The sequence below is a fragment of the Actinopolymorpha pittospori genome, from assembly GCF_014873875.1.
GTDB lineage: Bacteria > Actinomycetota > Actinomycetes > Propionibacteriales > Actinopolymorphaceae > Actinopolymorpha > Actinopolymorpha pittospori.
Genome location: NZ_JADBEM010000001.1, coordinates 3262060 through 3280131, shown reverse-complemented (window position 1 = coordinate 3280131; position 18072 = coordinate 3262060). Strand labels below are relative to the sequence as shown.

Annotated in this window: 13 protein-coding genes; 7 read left to right on the top strand and 6 right to left on the bottom strand. The window is 62.0% G+C overall.

What is annotated here, in order from left to right:
- Nucleotides 1–56: 56 nt before the first annotated feature.
- Together HEB94_RS15605 and HEB94_RS15600 are read right to left on the bottom strand one after the other, a co-directional pair.
- Entirely contained in the window at nucleotides 57–623 is a 567-nt protein-coding gene (locus HEB94_RS15605; RefSeq protein ID WP_192750562.1) for a hypothetical protein, read from the bottom strand.
- Nucleotides 620–1315, bottom strand: coding sequence for an ATP-grasp domain-containing protein (locus HEB94_RS15600; RefSeq protein ID WP_192750561.1), 696 nt, complete (start codon nucleotides 1313–1315; stop codon nucleotides 620–622). Before HEB94_RS15600 ends, HEB94_RS15605 begins: the two co-directional genes overlap by 4 nt.
- A 989-nt stretch (nucleotides 1316–2304) precedes the next feature.
- Between HEB94_RS15600 and HEB94_RS15595 the strand changes: the two genes are divergently transcribed.
- The 5 genes from HEB94_RS15595 to HEB94_RS15575 all read left to right on the top strand — a co-directional run bounded on the left by HEB94_RS15595 (nucleotide 2305) and on the right by HEB94_RS15575 (nucleotide 10955).
- Nucleotides 2305–3288, top strand: a complete 984-nt coding sequence (locus tag HEB94_RS15595) for an RNA polymerase subunit sigma-70 (RefSeq protein ID WP_202896365.1) — start codon at nucleotides 2305–2307, stop codon at nucleotides 3286–3288.
- Between the two features lie 117 nt (nucleotides 3289–3405).
- On the top strand, nucleotides 3406–3870 hold the full coding sequence (locus tag HEB94_RS15590; RefSeq protein ID WP_192750560.1) for a nitroreductase/quinone reductase family protein: 465 nt from the start codon (nucleotides 3406–3408) through the stop codon (nucleotides 3868–3870).
- 199 nt (nucleotides 3871–4069) lie between these two features.
- Nucleotides 4070–5728 (top strand): ISL3 family transposase, encoded by a 1659-nt coding sequence (locus tag HEB94_RS15585; RefSeq protein ID WP_202896364.1) that lies wholly within the window; start codon nucleotides 4070–4072, stop codon nucleotides 5726–5728.
- Nucleotides 5729–7174: 1446 nt separating this feature from the next.
- Nucleotides 7175–7594, top strand: a complete 420-nt coding sequence (locus HEB94_RS15580) for a CHRD domain-containing protein (protein ID WP_192750479.1) — start codon at nucleotides 7175–7177, stop codon at nucleotides 7592–7594.
- 523 nt (nucleotides 7595–8117) lie between these two features.
- The gene (locus HEB94_RS15575) at nucleotides 8118–10955 is read left to right on the top strand and encodes a DNA methyltransferase (RefSeq protein WP_192750559.1); all 2838 of its coding nucleotides are present in this window, start codon (nucleotides 8118–8120) and stop codon (nucleotides 10953–10955) included.
- A 907-nt stretch (nucleotides 10956–11862) separates the two neighbouring features.
- On the opposite strand, the gene HEB94_RS15570 is transcribed toward HEB94_RS15575, so the two are convergent.
- The 4 genes from HEB94_RS15570 to HEB94_RS15555 form a co-directional block, all read right to left on the bottom strand.
- Nucleotides 11863–12153, bottom strand: coding sequence for a GNAT family N-acetyltransferase (locus tag HEB94_RS15570; RefSeq protein ID WP_238361536.1), 291 nt, complete (start codon nucleotides 12151–12153; stop codon nucleotides 11863–11865).
- 481 nt (nucleotides 12154–12634) lie between these two features.
- Nucleotides 12635–14557, bottom strand: coding sequence for a hypothetical protein (locus HEB94_RS15565; protein ID WP_192750558.1), 1923 nt, complete (start codon nucleotides 14555–14557; stop codon nucleotides 12635–12637).
- Between the two features lie 73 nt (nucleotides 14558–14630).
- On the bottom strand, nucleotides 14631–15572 hold the full coding sequence (locus tag HEB94_RS15560; protein ID WP_192750557.1) for an NAD-dependent epimerase/dehydratase family protein: 942 nt from the start codon (nucleotides 15570–15572) through the stop codon (nucleotides 14631–14633).
- Between the two features lie 12 nt (nucleotides 15573–15584).
- Nucleotides 15585–17087 carry a helix-turn-helix domain-containing protein gene (locus tag HEB94_RS15555; RefSeq protein ID WP_192750556.1) on the bottom strand — a complete coding sequence of 501 codons (1503 nt, stop codon included), beginning with the start codon at nucleotides 17085–17087 and terminating at the stop codon, nucleotides 15585–15587.
- Between the two features lie 199 nt (nucleotides 17088–17286).
- On the opposite strand from HEB94_RS15555, the gene HEB94_RS15550 reads away from it, so the two are divergent.
- Both HEB94_RS15550 and HEB94_RS15545 read left to right on the top strand, forming a co-directional pair.
- Nucleotides 17287–17610: a hypothetical protein gene (locus tag HEB94_RS15550; protein ID WP_192750555.1), complete on the top strand. Its 324-nt coding sequence runs from the start codon at nucleotides 17287–17289 to the stop codon at nucleotides 17608–17610.
- Nucleotides 17611–17832: 222 nt separating this feature from the next.
- The gene (locus HEB94_RS15545) at nucleotides 17833–18042 is read left to right on the top strand and encodes a hypothetical protein (RefSeq protein WP_192750554.1); all 210 of its coding nucleotides are present in this window, start codon (nucleotides 17833–17835) and stop codon (nucleotides 18040–18042) included.
- The last annotated feature ends 30 nt before the right edge of the window (nucleotides 18043–18072 follow it).

The window sequence follows — 18072 nt, the reverse complement described above, 5'->3', positions numbered from 1 at the left end:
TGCTCAGGACGCGAGTGTGCATTTGATCTCTACCTCAGAATTTGAACGATCAGGTCTTAAGCGGGTTCGACATCGACACGAAACGCTGCACCTATCTCTTCGATCTCCTTGTTCGACGTCTCCAGCGACTGCGGAGTGAAAAAGATGTACGCGACGCCGTCGGCAGAGTTGTGCGCTCCTCCGTGGACCACACCGACTTCCGTCTTCAGCACAACGTCCACGACCCCGGGAATGGAAAAAAGCTCATCCCGGCCGGACATCGCGACGATCCGCCCCGCCGGAGCCTGTGGCACCGTGCTGGCAAGGATCTCGTAAGAACGCCGGGACGAGATATCGGGACGGATTCCCATCGCGAGACACCCGAGGACCTCCATCGGGTCCCAGTTGTGCACCTTGGAGCTCAGGGCAAGGATCTCTCGGCCGCCAGGGCGGTATCCCGCTTCACCGAAGTACATGTCACCGGAGGAATCCAGCATGACCTCGCAGTGCACGTAACCGCTCTGCACGTTGAGCGCGCGGGCTACCGCAACCGCGAGCTCACGCACCCTGCGATACTCTTCCGCACCCTCAGGAAGAACCGTTACCCCATAGAGTTTTCCGATATTACCGATGAGGGGGTTCAAATATCTGCAGGGTATGCCATGAGCAGCTCACCGTCATGCCATACCATGTCGCAGAAGTACTCCTCCACGACATCGATGAACTGTTCGACCATGAACCCGAACTGATACGAGAAGAGTCCGTCCACCAGACCCTCTGAAGCACTCAAGCGCCCAGTTGGATCGGGAATGCCGGCGGTGAATGCTCCTTCGCGATACAAACGCTCGAGGTCATCCTGATCGTTGACTTTGAACGTGTTCATCGTCCCCATTCCGGAGCGTGGCTTCACGACAAGAGGCCAACCCAGCTCACCACCTGCGTCACGAACGTCCTCGATGGATCGTGCCACCACGTGGCCCGCGGCAGGAATACCGTGGCTGCGGACTCGCTCCTTCATCAGGTGCTTGTCCGTCATGGCCAGCGCATCACGGTGAGACTGTCCGGACAGCCCAAGAAGATCTCTCAAGAATCCCGCAGCGCGAACGGTCTGCTCTTCGACGGTGAACACCCGGTCGATATTCGGTATCCGATTGGCGAGCGCCTCGAGCTCGGTATAGTCGTTCCACCTGGCGATGCCGTGAAATCTTACTTCCGGACTCCGCCGTCGACGACTGTCCATCAGCTTGTTCGGAACTACGACATCGACGTCCTCACCTTTGAGAACCAACGCCTCTTCAACGATCGAATTCAAGGAAGAAAGAACGAGAACTGCCATGGCGCTCTCCTACACATGAACTACCGAATATAATTGTCCAGCGAAGTGCCGGCGCATCAGGGCTATCAGGCGATAATGCGCCTTGGCCAGTGCGAGCGCTCCTCAACCACCATCGAACGGGCCGCCGAGATACCCTCTTCGGAGGCTTGATCGTTTCCGGGTCAGATACTAAACCCGCCAAACGGACGGACGGAATAAAGTTAAGCTACTCACTGGTTAACAACAGAAGGCGCCGTACCGCTGTCGACGGGGTCGCGCGCTGGTGTGGACACCCACCCGCGTAGACGCTGGGACGAGACGAGCCTGGACGCCAGCACCCGCGCCGTCGCCTGGACCAGGGGTCCTGTCCGAACAGTTCGAGCGGACGGCGCGCGGTTACACGACCCGCGCCACGGCGCGGCGACGCTGGCCCTGGCGGCCGGTGTCGAGGTGAGGACCGTCTCCGACCAGCTGGGTTACTCCGCGATGGGGGTCACCTCGGACATCCACACCACGGTGCTCCCGCACCTGGCAACCGCCGGCGCTGAGGCCGTCGCACGATGGCGCCCGAGCTCACCTCGGGCTCACCTACGGCTGCCGAGCTGACCGGGCTCACGGGGCTCACCGGGCTCACCGGCCCGGGAGATCCCCAAGATCTATGGCATCCACCGCGCCACGGTCTCTGCTTCTGTCGCTCATGCCGGCAGACCTGCAGTCAGACCGATTCCTTTCACGGTCGCGGGCGGTCTGCATTACCGAAGGCGTTCTGGACGCTGGGGATCTGGGTCCTGTCCGGACCGAGAGATCTAGCGCGTGTGGGAGGGCTGCCCTGGGTCTGGAGCAAGTGGTCTGAGCTGGGGGAAGCCGCGATGTCGAGTAAGCAGTCCGGAGGATCAGGAGATGCTGGGAGGCCAACGACGTGATCCACGGGATGGCTGACGGGATCGGGCCGAAGCTCAGCCCGTGGGTCAGCGATGATCGAAGTGTCAGGTAATCGCGAGGACATGGTGATGACGGACCTGTCAGAGGAATTCGTGCAGCAGACCGAGCCGTTCCGGCGCGAGTTGCTCGCGCACTGCTATCGCATGGTCGGCGCTGTGGATGAGGCCGAGGACTTGGTGCAGGAGACGTACTTGCGGGCATGGCGTTCGTACGGCACCTTCGAGGGCCGCTCCTCGCTGCGCACCTGGCTCTACCGCATCGCCACCAACGCGTGCCTGTCCGCGCTGGAACAGCGCGCCAGGAGGGTACTGCCCTCTGGCCTCGGTCCCCCCGCCGACGATCCTGATGCGCCGCCGGGCCCAGCCGAGCCCGAGATGACCTGGTTGGAGCCGGTTCCGGACGCTTTGGTGACGCCCGAGACCCACGACCCAGCCACGATTTTCACGGCGCGTGACAGCGTGCGGCTGGCGCTCGTCGCCGCCCTGCAGTACCTCCCCGGCCGGCAACGAGCCGTGCTCCTGCTCCGGGAGGTGCTGGGTTTCAGTGCCAACGAGGTTGCGGGCATGCTCGGTGTCTCGACCGCGGCGGTCAAGAGCGCGCTGCAGCGAGCCCGCGCCCGGCTCGATGAGGTCGCTCCCTCCCCGGAGACCGTCACCGAGCCGACCGAACCGCACGCCCGGGACCTGCTGCGCCAGTACATCGCCGGCTTCGAGAACGCCGACATCACAGCCCTGGAAAAGGCGCTGCGCACCGACGCCGCCATCGAACTGGTGGGTACCCACACCTGGTTCTCCGGCAAGGTGACGTGCCTGCGCTACCTCGAGCACGTGATCGGATCTCCTGGCGACTGGCTGATGACCCCAACACATGCGAACGGCCAGCCCGCCGCGGCCACCTATTACCACACCGACGACGGAACCTATCAGGCCCTCGGGGTCGCCGTTCTCAGCGCCACCTCCACCGGGGTCTCCCGCATCACCGTCTTTCCAGGCGGTCCCGGGCTCGTGACGAGATTCGGCCTTCCCTCCTCCCACCCGAGTCGCCGGTCATAGACCACGGCAACGAGCAATCTTGTGATTCCACCACCACCGACCAATTAACGGCCCGGGCCCAACGAACCGACATCCACAGGCCGCGTACTGAATGTCATCAAGAAGCCAAGGAGAGCAATGCCAACCGTGCCATCTGACGAGGAGTTCCGGACCTACAACCAAGGCATCATCAGCGAATTCCGTGCCAATCACGGCACGGTCAGCCACCCGCCGTTCCCGATTCTGCTGCTGACCACGACCGGGGCGCGCACAGGACGGCAGACGACCGTTCCACTCGGCTTCAGGGTTGACGACAAGGGCCGCGTGTTTGTGGTCGGCTCCAAGGCAGGCGCCCCCAAGCATCCGGCCTGGTTCCACAACCTGCGAGCCAACCCAACCGTGACGGTCGAGCTCGGCGACAGCTCCTATCGGGCCCGGGCCGCCGTGACTGCAGGCGAGGAACGCGACCGCCTCTACCGCATGGTCTCCGACGGCACCTCCGCCTATGAGCAGAGCACCGACAGGGTATTTCCGGGGCTCTGGCCCAAATTCCGTGATTGGTCACGGACGGTGATGGTTTTGGGAGGTGCTCGTCTTTGGTGAGGCTTCCGCTCGCTGTGATCAGCCGTATATAGCGACTTTTGTGTCCGGGGTGTGCGTGAACGGTTGCGGCGTATTGCTGAATTCTTGTAATAACCAAGTCTTGACTTTGTCGTGAGCGTGTTGGCAGGACAAGGAAGGCCCTTCTTGTGGAGGTTCGGTTTCGACCAAGAAATCGGACTCCGCAAGAAGGGCAGTTCGAGTGTATCTTTCGTTGTCCCGACTGCTGCCGCATTTGGCCGGCCTCGTCGATGTTGGTGTCGAACGGGTCGAGTCCAGGTTGGTGATCTATGGACGATCGGCTAGCGGGCATGCCGAGTGCCCGCGGTGCGGGACGGCGGCGGTGCGGGTGCACAGCTCCTACTCGCGTCGGCTGGCCGACACCGCGGTAGCGGGGTGGCCGGTGGTGATCAAGCTGCAGGTGCGGCGCTTCTTCTGTGGCGTGGATGCGTGCCCGGTAAAAACGTTCGCCGAGCAGATTCCCGGACTGACTACCCGATACGCGCGGCGTACCCCGTTACTTCGCAAGCTTTTGGAGGCGGTCGCGATCGCCCTGGCTGGTCGAGCCGGCGCCCGGCTGGCCACCCGCCTTGGTGTTGTGGTCGGCCGGTCCACGCTGCTGCGCTTGATCCGAGCCATACCCGACCCACAGATCGGCGACGTCGCCGTGCTCGGCGTCGACGACTTCGCGCTGCGTCGCGGACACGTGTATGGCACGGTCCTGGTGGACATGGACAGCCACAGACCAGTCGATCTGCTGCCCGACCGCGAAGCAGACGCCTTCGCTGACTGGCTGCGAGCCCATCCCGGCGCCAAGGTGATCTGCCGGGACCGGGCCGGTGCCTACGCTGAAGGCGGCCGCACCGGTGCGCCCGAGGCGATCCAGGTGGCCGACCGCTGGCACTTGTGGCACAACCTCGCCAAGCACGTCGACAAGACCGTCGCCGCCCATCGCGGTTGTCTTACCCCACTCCCCGCCGTCGACTCCGACTCACAGGCCGAGGAGGATGTTCGGCAACCTGCGCCTGTGCTGGTGATGGCGGTCGAACAGCCACTCGACCACACTCCGGACCGAGCATTCGACGCAACGCTTGACGTGTGTGGGCGTGAGCGGCGCCTTGTGACCCGCACACGGGAACGCTACGCCGCTGTCTGCGACCTGCTGGCCAAAGGCGAGTCCCTGGCAGGGATCGGCCGCACCCTGGGCCTGGACCGCAAAACCGTGCAACGGTTCGCTCGTGCTACCAGCCTCGACGAGCTTCTGGTGAAGGCGACCGCCCGTGCCAGCAAGCTCGATCCGTTCAAGCCCTACCTGCACCAGCGGTGGAACCAAGGCTGCACCGACATCCCCACCCTGCACGCGGAATTGCAAGCCCAAGGCTGGTCGGGCAGCGTGCAGGCCGTCCGCCGCTACTTCCGGCCGTTCCGCCACCTCGCCGTCGCGCCGCCAACAACACCCGCAATACCGAAACCCCGCGAGATCACCCGCTGGATCCTCACCCACCCCGACCATCTCGACACCGACGCCCACACCAAACTCGACGAAGCACGCTCGCACTGCCCCGAGCTGAAGATGACCGCGACGCACGTGTCGACTTTCGCCGAGATGATGGCCCATCTCAACGGTGACAAAGACCGGCTGGAGGCCTGGATGAGCAGCGTCGACGCCGACGATCTCCCGCACCTACACTCCTTCACCACCGGCCTTCGACGCGACGTTCAAGCCGTCATCAACGGGCTCACCACACGCTTCAACTCCGGACCAGTTGAAGGCATCGTCAACAAGATCAAATACCTCAAACGGCAAATGTTCGGCCGCGCGAACTTCGACCTACTCAGAAAACGAGTACTCCTCGCATGACACTCCAGCACAATAACCGACCGTAGCCAATCACGGAATTTGGGCCAGAGCCATTTCCGGTGATCGTCCTCGAAGGCGTTCCCGCTCCCGCCTAACCTTCTCCTCCGGTCCGGCGGCGTCACCATACGACTTCAGCGGACGGCTCGTCTGCTGTCGACCACGGACCTTCAACGGTGAGATAGCCCGAGCAGTGGCTGGACCGACCGAACTACGCCAGCCGCTGCTTTCACCTCGCCCTCCGCACCGGGCGCCGCAAGGGCGAACTCCTGCCACCCCGACATCCTGTCCGCCGGCAGCCAGTTGCTCGGACTGGCTGGCCTGTGCCTGGGTCATACGGCCCGCAGGTTCGGGCAACTCAGTGAGGCAGCAGTGGCACTGGCCGAAGCTCTGGCGAGCCGGGCTGAGCTGGATCCCTCGGATGTCGACGAACGAGCCCTCGACGGGTTCGACGACATCCGCTCCTACGTTCACCGTGGCGAAGCTTGACCGCCGCACGCCGCCCGGGACAGGACCTGGGCGGTGCGTCACGTCACATCAGAGCGAAGTTGCCTGATGCGGCGCTTGGCTGCTCGATTGGCTGCTCACAGCTGGCAGGCGCAGCGAAAGCCCAGGTTGGAGGCTCTGGAAGGGCCTCTGACCTGGGCTTTTGGCAGAGCCGCCTGTGGGAATCGAACCCACGACCTACGCATTACGAGGCAGCACGGAGACTGTCTGGGCGTGGTTGGCAGGCCTCGTTCAGGCGTGCGTGGCCGTGTTCGGGTCCGTGCTGAACAGGCCTGAACGAGCGGGAACTGAGACCACAACTGAGACCACGACCCGACGCGGTGGACTCTCTTCTGGAGGTCCAGCTCCGAGGGTTACGGCCTGGGACGTTCGCGTCTCGGCTCTGGATCCCATGCCGGGTCGGCGCGGCGTTCAGGCTCGTCACGGACGCCTGCCCCGAGGACAAGGAACAGGGCCAGAACAGCGAGCACCAAGAGCAGCGCTCCGACCAACATATGGTCGAACACTGTCATCACAAGAACGCCCGCGACGGCCAAGCCCGCGATGGGCGCGAGGATCGCGGCCGTTCTTAGAGCCGATGGCTTCCGCATGGCCGGAGTGTAGGTCCGCGACTCACTCCAAGCGGCGCCGTTCAGGGGCTCCTCGTCAGGTGACGTGGCACGCCCTCGAGGGAGTGGCTGCGTCGGCCGTCTCCTGCGGCAGGACCGCCAGACGTTCGCGTTCGTCGGCCTCCGCCTCGCGCGGGTCAGCCATGTGCTTGCATGCGTCCGCCTCCGCCTCCAACAGGCCGGCCAGCACCCTTGTCCGAAGCCGGACAGGTCGCGAAGTGAACAAGCTGAGGTATCGGTCCGTGCTAGACACACAGGCACTCCACTCTGAGCCCTCTGACTTAGGAGAACTGGAATGTCATGCAGAGCGAGTAGATCCGTCCGAGTCCTTGCTGTGGCCCTTACGGCGGTCGCCGCGACGGTGTTGTCGGCCCCTTCGTCCCTGGCTGGCACGGCGGAGCAGTTCACGGTGCCGTTTTCCGGTGACCAGGTGGTGCCCGGTCCTGGGGACCCCGACGGTGCAGGGGGTGTCTTCGTGGCCCTTGGCACGAAGACCGGGACCTTCTGTTTCTTCATCGACACTGCCAATATCTCCACGCCTCTGACCGCGGTGCACCTGCACCGCGGAGTGCGGGGACAGGTGGGTGAGGTGGTTGTGGATCTGTATGGTCCATCCACCGACCCTGACGTCAGTGGCTGCCTCGACCTGGGGCGTGAGCAGGCGAGGGACATCAGGCAGGACAGGGGGAACTACTACATCGACATGCACAGCGAGGAGTTCCCCGACGGCGCCCTCCGGGCCCAACTCGGCTAGACACTGCCAGCGGCTCGCCCGACCCAAGCTGTCCTGGCCGAGGCGGGCAGAGTTGCATGCTGGACGATCGGTCTGTCGACCGGCCGATAGCCGTCCCGCGTGGGGCACTCGGAGGGGCGGAGGGTTTGCCCGGTGGCCTGGCTTGGTCCGGGAGAGCGGTGGCCCGTAGCCTGTCCCGGCGTAGGCGGGTAGCTCGCTGCCCGCCCGTAACCGCCCGCCGTGGGCCGCCGCTCGTAGGGTCCCGGGCCAAGCGAGGTGGGTAAAGCCTCCGGCCCGGCGCCGGCCACGCACCTGGTCCCGCGGAGCGGGACGTGATGAGGGTCGCCAGTCTTCTGGCGGCCCTCTTGTCGCGCCCAGCCGCGTCGGCCGACCGGGCGCCGAAGGCGCAGAGGGAAGGCCGGCGCTGTGAGGCGGGCGCGGCGGCCCGTTTGGGCCGCCCTTGAAGACGTAGGGAAAGTCCTCACAATGTGCAGAGGCCGATATCGTGAGGGCGGGACGCAGCCATCCGGATGAGGGGACGAGCATGGCCAAGGCGAGAAGCAACCGAGTCAGTGGTCAGCAGTCGAGGCAGTCAGAGGGGCACGACTCTGAAGTCTTGGCTGGCAACCGATCCCTTGGCCGTGATGCCATCGTTACAATTGAGAAGGCTGAGATTCGCCAGCGGGCCCGGAGGTTCGCCAAGGCTTGGGGGTCTGCGCGGTCCGAGCAGGCCGACAAGCAGTCGTTCTGGGACGCATTCTTCAATGTATTCGGCGTACAGCGTAGGCAGGTCGCAATCTACGAAGCCATCGCAAAGCGCGCATCGACCGGACGTCGCGGTTGGCTGGACCTCCTTCTTCCGGGCCAGATGGGCGTGGAGCATAAGTCGGCAGGCGCCTCGCTGGATAACGCGATGGCACAACTTATCGACTATCTCCCATCGCTAGCCCCAGCGGAGCATCCGTGGCTATTAATCGTCTCCGACTTCGAACGTTTTGAGTGGAAGAATTTGGAGACCGGAGACGCCGGCTCCTTCAGACTCGAAGATCTCCCGGACTACCTTGAACTATTCTGGTGGCTCGCTGGTTATCGGATTGAACACCGAGACTATGGCGATGAGATCGCGGCGAATCTTACTGCGACCGGGCTACTCGCCGACGTACACGATGCCCTGCTTGAGTCCGGTTTTGCAGCTGCAGATGCGCGTGAGTGGGTTACCAGAGTACTCTTCTGCCTATTTGCTGATGACGCTGGCGTCTGGGACCGGGGATCTTTCCACTCCTACCTAACACTCCATACTGCCCGTGACGGACATGATCTCGGTGATGTCATCGGTCGGGTCTTTCGAGTGCTTAATACGTCTCCAGAGCAGCGACCTCGTAACTTGGACGAAGATCTCAAGCAGTTCACTTATATCAATGGCGACTTGTTCGCCAGAGATTTGTGGCCAGTGTCCGGTACTTCCGCAGTTCGCAACACTTTGCTGGCAGCGTGCAAATTCGACTGGTCGGTGATCTCTCCCGCCATCTTCGGCTCCCTCTTCCAAAACGTAATGACCAAGCGTGAACGCCGTCAGCTAGGCGCTCACTATACGTCTGAACAGAACATCCTGCGGACGATTAGACCGCTATTCTTGGACGACCTCGAAGCCGAGCTTGACAGCGCCGGAAGCCAAGCCAAGCTCCGAGCCTTTCACGACAGGTTGGCGAGCCTTACATTCTTCGACCCTGCCTGTGGATGTGGGAACTTCCTGGTCATTGCTTATCGAGAGATTCGCCGGCTAGAGACTGAATGCTTGCGCAGACTAGCCGTAAAAGAGAGAACTCCAGGACAGCGAGCGATGAGCTTGGACCTCATGTGCAAGGTGCGGGTCGACCACTTTTACGGGATTGAGATCGAGGAATTCCCGGCCCGGATTGCGCGCACGGCGCTATACCTAATGGACCACCTCGAGAACAGGCGTGCATCAATCGAGTTCGGAGAACACTACGCACGCTTCCCAATTCCTGCCGCTCCGCACATCCACATTGGCAACGCCCTGCAGGATGATTGGAACGGGGTGCTAGCAGCGGAAGATTGCGACTATCTATTCGGAAATCCTCCCTTCGCGGGCCAGAAGACTAGGGCCGCCGACCAGACAGCCGACCTACGACGCGTATGGGGCACCTCTTTTGCGAGGTGGCTCGACTACGTGTCGGGATGGTATCGACTAGCCGCCGATTACATCGCCAGGTCAGAGACAAAGGCAGCCTTCGTTTCTACAAACTCAATCACCCAAGGCGAGCAGGTTGCACGGGTGTGGCGCACTTTGCTTGCGAAGCATATGCAAATCGACTTCGCGCACAGGACATTTGCTTGGACCTCTGAGGCCCGAGGAAAGGCCCAGGTCCATGTTGTAATCATCGGCTTCTCGGTTGGCTCCGGGCCCTCGTCGTGCATGATCTTCGATTACCAGGACCCGAAAGGTGAGCCGGTAATCGAGCGCGCTGGCACGATCAATCCATATCTGCTTGCCGCTCCGAACGTGTTAGTGCAATCATCCACCACGCCAATCTCTTCTGAACTCGCAATGGTTCAGTACGGCAATAAGCCAAGCGATGGTGGCCATCTCATCGTCGCGTCGGAGGATTTGCCCGATCCTAGCGACCCGGCTAGTAGCTACATACGGCCATTTCTAGGCGCCCAGAACCTCCTCCATGGTGGAGAGCGGTATTGCATATGGATGGAGAAACCGGATCCTGCTGCAGTTAGGACATCCGACTTCCTCAAGAGGCGACTCGCCGCAGTGCGACAGTTCCGTGAAGATAGTAGTGCGGCTGATACCCGCAAACTAGCAACGCGGCCATGGAGGTTCTTTCGTATTCCCCAACCCTCGGTACCGTATATTGCGATCCCAAGGCATGTATCGGAGAATCGCGAGTGGTTCACGGTCGCGCACGTCACGCCGGACGTGATCGCAGGGGATGCATTATTCACGGTTGTAGATCCCGACGGCTTCGTCTTCGCGGTTTTGTCCTCCGCTATGTTTATCTCTTGGCTCCGCACAGTCGGTGGGGCGCTTGAATCACGGCTACGATTCTCTGGGCCGATGGTCTATAACACGTTCCCACTTCCTGAAGTTAGCAATGCGGTACGGGGTCGCATTATCGCCGCAGGAGAAAAGCTAATCGCCGCGCGCGCACAGCATCCGGATGCTTCCCTGGCCGAACTCTATGACCCGTTGTCCACGCCGAGTGATGTACTTGCTGCGCATCGTGTCCTCGATCTCGCGGTCGATCGTGCGTTCACGCCCCGTGGGCGGCCATCTACGATCACCGATCGGATGCGCATCCTATTCCCGGCATACGAGGCCGCCGTAACAGGCGGACAGATTACAGGTTGACACCTCTGCCTCGCGCCGGTGTGGATAACTGGCGAGCTAGGACTACGCTCGCGGCTATGAACATGGCGTCCAGCTTTCTCCTCGTCCTCGGTGAGAGGGAGGCACTTGCGTGGGTTCTTCGTGAACGCCGCATGGCCTTCACAGGGCTGCGGAGGAGGGAGGTGGAACGTCTCTCTGTTGGTGACGAACTATTCCTCCTCACAACCCGCGGCTGCTTCCATAACCCGACTCGGGACCGGACACGGCTGATAGGTCGAGCCACGGTAGCGAGCGAAGTGACACCACTTCTTCCTGCCATAGAGTTAGGGAGTCGCACCTTTACCAGGGGATGCAGCTTGGATATTCAACTGCTTGCACCTTACTTATCTGGGGTTGAGCTTTCGCTTCTTGTCCCGATGCTTGACTCGTTTCCTAGTGGAGACACCTGGGGAATTTGGCTACGGCGCTCCTTAGTCAGCCTCTGCAGCAGAGACGCCGCGACTGTGCGCGCGGCCGTCGACGAGGCCTGCGGTGCCTTCGATACTGAAGTCACCGCCTACCTTCAGTCAATCAAGCCTGCGGTCTAGACGTGATGGCATCACTCTGCCACATGCCCCGACCGGAGCTGACCGCTCGTAAAAGTGGGCCAGCCTCGCGCCGGTAGCACTCTGCTGAGGAGCCCAGCGGGGGTCGTCGCGTTCGAATCGGTGGGGCCGGCGTTCCCACGCGGGAACGTTGGCGAAGAGCGCTGACACCACTGCGTGTAGCGCTCGGGGTTCCTTCCGACGTGCCCGCCCCACCTTCACCTAGGCGTGGCCGGCAGGCGACGAGGGTGGCTCGCCCCGAACGTGCGTAGAAGCATGCCGTATCGCCGCGGCTGCTTGTGGACCTTTGTCTCCAGCCGTGGGCTCTGACAATCGGACAGTTCTCAGTCCGGCAGGGCCTGAGCCGCCCGTTCGGAAAGCGTGGAAGTTTCTGGAACGGAAGCGACCTTGGTCCATCGCTGAAACAGAGCACACGAGGGGTAGTTGGAGTGGAGGGTGCAGACGTGTTCGAAGCCGTCGCGTAGGTAGCAGTCGTGCAGCGGCTTGTTGGATGTCCATACGTCGACGTGGATCCAGTCGTTGCCCTGCTGGCCCGCCTTGGCTGCTGCCCAATTGAGGATGCGGGTCCCGAGTCCTGCCCAGCCGCGGCGCACGATGAGGCGGTGGACGTACATCGAGGGTCCGGTCCGTTCGCGTGTGGTCTACAGCTGTGGGTCGGCCATCCACGGCCCGAGGAATGGAACGCACAACCAGCGCACTCTCCTTCTCCACCTCCAAGCGCTCGGCCAGGCCGGTGTTGCCGGACCAATGCGCATCTCGAGGTTCCGGTACTCCGGCTCACGCCCCTGGCCAACCAGCTCGGCGCGGTAGGCGTCGGTCTGGTGGCTGGACATCCGCTCGCGGGACTCGGCCCAGCTGGCGTGGTAGGTGGTCATGACGCGATCACGCACGAACATTCCCCGACCCGGACTGCTGGTGGTGGCTCCCTCGTTCGCAGGCATGGCGAGCGCCAGGCAAACGCGCGAACGGTGTGAGCATCGTGAGCTACCACTTGAGGAGTCTGAAATTGGTGACCTTTACTCAAGGAGCTAGACTCACCGAAGTACGCTGACGAAGATTGAGTGGTCGCCCGAGGGATGTCTAGCTCTGATCCTTCTAGTCGGATGCGCCGTAGATTTTTCCCTCCGAGTGAGTCAACCATCGTCGAATGTGATTAGTCAGACGGGCCTCGGCGGCCTGTGTAAGTGATGCGATGCTTCCTCCAGACAGCATTCCATAGATACTTAGTCCCGACGTGACTATAAGGCAGATGAAGATAATAGTGATTGGCCATTTCGCGCCCAGACTATTCGACCACGGCCAAGGTGCCGAGATAATCGTGCCCACGATCGCGGTTGCCCCTACGACGAAACTTAGTATTTGAATTGCCTTACGAGCGGTCTTATGTGCGACCAGATCTAGGCGGGCTCGTTGTGCAGTAAATTCTGCGCTTATTTCCTCTAACCTTCGACGTTCGTCCTCAAGATCACTACGAGTCGCGCGGGCGATGTTCTGTTCAGCCTTCTCTAGCACTGTCCGGACAGTGCCCTCGGTAAACTCTGCTGGATCTTCATGGGTCGTGAACAGCATAAGCGAGCGGGCTGAGAGCGATTGACGCAGAAGGATGTACTGATCTTCCGATACCGTCTCGTCCGCGCGGAGGCGCTCAATTTTTTCAACGTACTGCGACCAGACTTTGTCCTCGGGGCTCATAGCCGCGTAACAGTCGGCGATAATCCGCCGACCTGGGAGCTCAGGAGCCGTCAGCGGTTGCTTCAGCCAGAGCAGGGTAACGAACTCATAGTCGGGCATCGCCAAGGGAACCATATAGCGATTGAAATCCTCAAGGCGGGCATATGACTTTGCGGCGCGAACTAGCGCGGTATTTTGAGTGACGAAGACGGCTCGCGCTCTTTCTAGATGTGTAGCCTCTTGACCGCGGCGAAGTCGATATATCGATGTCAAAGAGTCGAGGTCCTTCAAGCGCGCTGACCGGCTTTGATAGTGCACATGCGTCTGCAGCTCTCTTTCGAGCTGCACCTCGTCTAGGGTGAGCGATTGAATGTGATCTGGCCGCTCAGAGACGTGGACTCCTAACACAGCGAGCTTCTCCTGAATGGTTGAACGCAGGAGGATTACATCACTCGCCTGCCATCCCGCTGAGATCATGAACTCGGTGGCTTCGCCGTGGTATTGGCCTGTTTGGCGCTTTACCGCACGCTCACACGCATCGAGTACCCCCTCCATTTCAACCAGCGTATGCGCGAAGTAACGAACGGTGGCGCCGTGCCCGGTGGCTAGTGCGATTGCTTCACGAGCTATCAGTTCTAGCTCGGGGCCACACGCGCCGATAGCTCTTAGCAGAATCGTTGTGTCAAGATAGACGGCCAACTTCTCGAGTCTCCTGTTCATAGCCGTCAGATCTTGAAAGTAGAGGGCACTTGCTAAAATTGAACCCTTGACAATTGAAACCAGGTAGGTGAATGTGTCAGGTTCTTCTTTGACGGCGGTCGACACGAACGACGCGATAAGGTATCGCATGTTACTCGGCGAAGTGCCATCCGAGTGCAGAAGCGGATGGCCTTCTACAATCGTCTTCAACAATGGCGCCGCATTTTCCTTGATGAAATCGGAGAGAGCAAGGTCAAATTCATCATTTGTAAGAGTGGCGTTGAAGTGCTGCGTGGCATACTGGACACCCTTTGCCAGAAGGGCCTCGTGTTGACGGCGAACCTCCCCGCGGGTAGCCGTCAGGTTGTGCGTGGCAAGCTCGCTACGATTCGGTTTCAGAACCCCTGCATCTCGCTTCAGCATGCCCTTCTTGGCGCAGCGTTTGGTTATCGTTTTGAGGACCCCTGTTGGAATGAGAAGGCCATAGCTCTCACGAATGGCTTCCTGTAGTTCCGGTAGGGCCACGACTGCTTGGTCCAATTGGTAAAGCTGATCTGCAACAAAGGGCAAGAAATCATCGAGCAGATCCTTGCCGTAATTGTCGAAGTTGACCTTAAGGATCGCGAGACTCGTGAGGCCCGTCGACATACTCCCCCCAGTTCATTATTGATGTTTTGCTGGGCGGGCTTTACTCACTTGATCGCCCGGTAGGAGAATCCATCTAGCGACTTGCGCCAGTTGTTTCCCATGCGTCCCTGAGAATCTTGTCTAGGTGAGAATGTGGTGCAGACCAGCCGAGGTCTCGCCTGAGCTGAGAGCTGTCAGCGACCAGTACGCAAGGTTCGGGCCGTGGCGGGTTGCGCTCGACCGGAACCTGCCGTCCCGTAATCGCAGCTACTGCGGTCACGATGTCGTTCATGGTGACGCCGCTGCCTGTGCCGACGTTGTAGCAGCTGAACTTCCCCGGGGACGCGGCTTCGACTGCTCGCCTGTAGGCGTCGGCGACGTCGAGGACGTGTGTGAACTCGCGGACTGCGGTGCCGTCGCCGTTGATCCCGATCGAGGGAGCCTGTCCGGCTGCTACCTGGAGGGCTTTGGGGATGATGCGCGTGGTGTCCTGGTCGCCGACTCCCTTGTAGGCGCCGCTGATGGCGAAACAGCGGAGGACGGTCGCTCCTATCGCGCCGGTACGGGCGTGGTACTCCAGGAGCTGCTCGGTGGCCCGCTTGGAGGCTGCATACGGGGTGTCGGGTACCGCGGGCAGGTCCTCGGTCAGCTTCCCTTCGGCATGACTTCCGTATACGGCGCCGGTGGAAGCGAAGACGATCGTGGGGGCTACCGGGCTGGTCTCGCTCAGGGCTCGGAGGAGGTTGGCGGTTCCGCTGACGTTGACCTCGAAGTAGTCGAGTGGGCGTTCGAAGGAGTCACGTACGCGTGCGAGTCCGGCTAGGTGGCAGACGGCTTCGATGCCGCGTCCGCCGAGTTGGCGGCGTAGGGCGTGGAGGTCGCGCAGGTCGCCATGGAGCAGCTGCACGGCGGCGGGCAGGCTCGCCTGGGGTCTTGACGTGTGGGTGAGCACGCTGACCTGGTGCCCGGCGTCGTGCAGGACGTGGGTGACGGCGTTGCCGACGAAGCCGAGGCCTCCGGTAACCAGTACGCGCATCTGGCCAGTGTGTCACCCGCCGAGGAGGGCCTTGCGGTGGTCCCAGGCGAGTTGGAGGCAGCCGCGGGCGGCTGGAGCGAGTGAGGTGTGCTCGAGGAGACGCGGGACGGTGAACCGGTCGAAGGGGATCGCGGTCGTTCGTCCTGCCGCACTGCCCACCGAGACCACAGTGCCCTCGTCGTTGGCGGCCACCATGTCCGCGAAGAGCCGGTCGTATACGTCCGCGTCGAGCACAGCGACCGTCAGGATCTCCCCGTACAAGGTGAGGGCATCCATACCAACGCCAAGGCAGTAGACGCGGAGCCTGCCCTGCTCAACGGCGGCATTCAAGCTCGCGAAGGGCTCACTCGTGTAGTCCACGGGTGCCCCATCGCCGCCGTGTTCACGGTTGCCGAGGAACTCCTCGCTGTACTCCCGCATGACGTTGCGCCATAGGTCGAAGTCCTCCACCTGGGCGCCGGGGAGGATGCTGGACGGCTGGAAGATACCGGCCGGCATCACGTGGATGGTGCCGCCGGCGACCGCCACCCGGCCTGCAGAACGGTCGTGCATGACGAAGGACGGCTCATCTCCGTCGTCACGGATGGTCAGCGTGTTGATCGAGACCAGCCCCGGACGCCGGGTCAGGTCGAACGGATCACCGATGAACCGTCGAAGGGGAAGGCTTCGCCACGATGGTGGCCGGCCCGGGAGCTCCTGGCCGTCGTGACGCTCGACCGCCGCAGCCATCTCGTGGCCGAGGCCTTCGTTCACGTCGACGCCTTCGAAGTAGGTCGTGTATCCGAACGACATACGAGGCGTGCCCGCTGCGAGGTCCGCGTCCAGGAGTCGGTAGCTCAAACGGTTCTCGAACAGCCCGGGGTGATCCACGTCCCGCATGGCGTGGCTGTAACGCTCGTACCTGCCCGCGACCGTGGCCAGCGGCCGAACCCCGCGGGCCTCAGGCTCCGTACCCGTGATGGCCGGCGGGTCGGCTTCGCTGAGGTAGGTCAGATCGATCGAGGACAGCTCCACCGGCTGGGCTGGGATCCACTTGGGCCGGGTGAGGAGGCCGGTGTCGTCCAGACGCTGGTCCTGCTCGTAGAGGTGGGCAGCCAGGCGGGCAAGCTGGGGACGGTGCTGGTTCAGGAACCTCCTGGCTGTTCGCCATCGGTCCTGGTCGGACTGCACACGCGGTTCGACGCTCACAGGAGAGTGATTTACCACGAACGCCTCGATGTCGACGTGGTTTCTTGATACTTGCTGTACGGCGACCGCTGCTGGACGGGTGAAGCCGAGTTCGTTGAGGGAGATGTCGAAGAGTTCGGCCAGCAGACGTCGGTACAGCGGTGAGGGGCGCTCGATGACGCCGCGTTCCCACCGGCTCACAGTCACGTTGTCGACGTGGACTGACTTTCCCCGCTTCGCCGCGAGGTCGTTCAAGGCCTCGGCGACCTCAAGCTGGGTCATCCCTCGGTCGTCTCGCAGGTTGTAGAGCGTCGCGTTCGGAACTGCCTCGCGCGGTCGCCTCGGCATCTGACCTCCCGTAGTCCGGGTCTTACCGTACGCGTCCTCGCTGAGGGTGACAACCGATGCCTAGTAGACGCCTAGGAGCCGCCTTCAGAGCGGCCAACTGATGTCGTTCCGTGGGCGTGTCGTTCCTGGTTGCCTTGGAGGTGCTGCCCGATCGGGCGAGCAAAAGGGCAACTCCAAGTTCCCAAAGGGGAGTGCACTCATGAATCTGTATCTGGATGGGTCGCGTTACACGTTCACGGTGACGAAGGCTCCGGAGGCGAAGACTGATCAGGAGGGACGTCAAAGGACGGACCGGAGGACCGGCGAGAAGCTGACTGTCACCCAGATGATGGCACTCAACGCTGAGGACGGGGCCGACGTCATCACGGTCACTGTGGCAGGGGAACTGCCGAAAGTGAGCGTGGGGCAGATCGTGACCCCGGTTGAGCTGGAAGCCATCCCCTGGGCGACGAACGGCCGTAACGGCGTGGCCTACCGCGCCAAGTCTCTCGACACCCCGAAGCAGGCAGTCAAAGCCGCCTAACGCCCAAGGTCACGGGTGGACGGCGACAACGACGCTGAGTCGAGTGCAACTTTCATGAGCACCCTGCCGTGCTGGGCAGGGATGCGCCGCTGACGGCGCGACACAGAGAAACGGCCCCACGAATGGGGCCGCTCCCAGAAGACAGGCAGAGAGCCGGTGCTGGTTGAGGACCTCCCGGCTCTCTGCCTTCTATTTTTCTACCCCCATTGAGGAGGGGTCCTTATGGCCGGGACGCTTTACCACTACGTGCTGTCCGTGCAGTGGCAGCAGGGAAACGGGCTTCGGTCCATTACGAACAGTGGCCACGTGGACCGGGCTCCGGGAGGTGACAGGTTCAAGGTCTTTCAAGACCTTCTCCAGCACGTGGTGCGGGTCAACGCTATCCCCACCACGCCGGTAGTTCTCTTCTACAGCCTCGAAAAAGAAGACTGACCGCAAGCCACAAATCATGAGCTCCCTGCC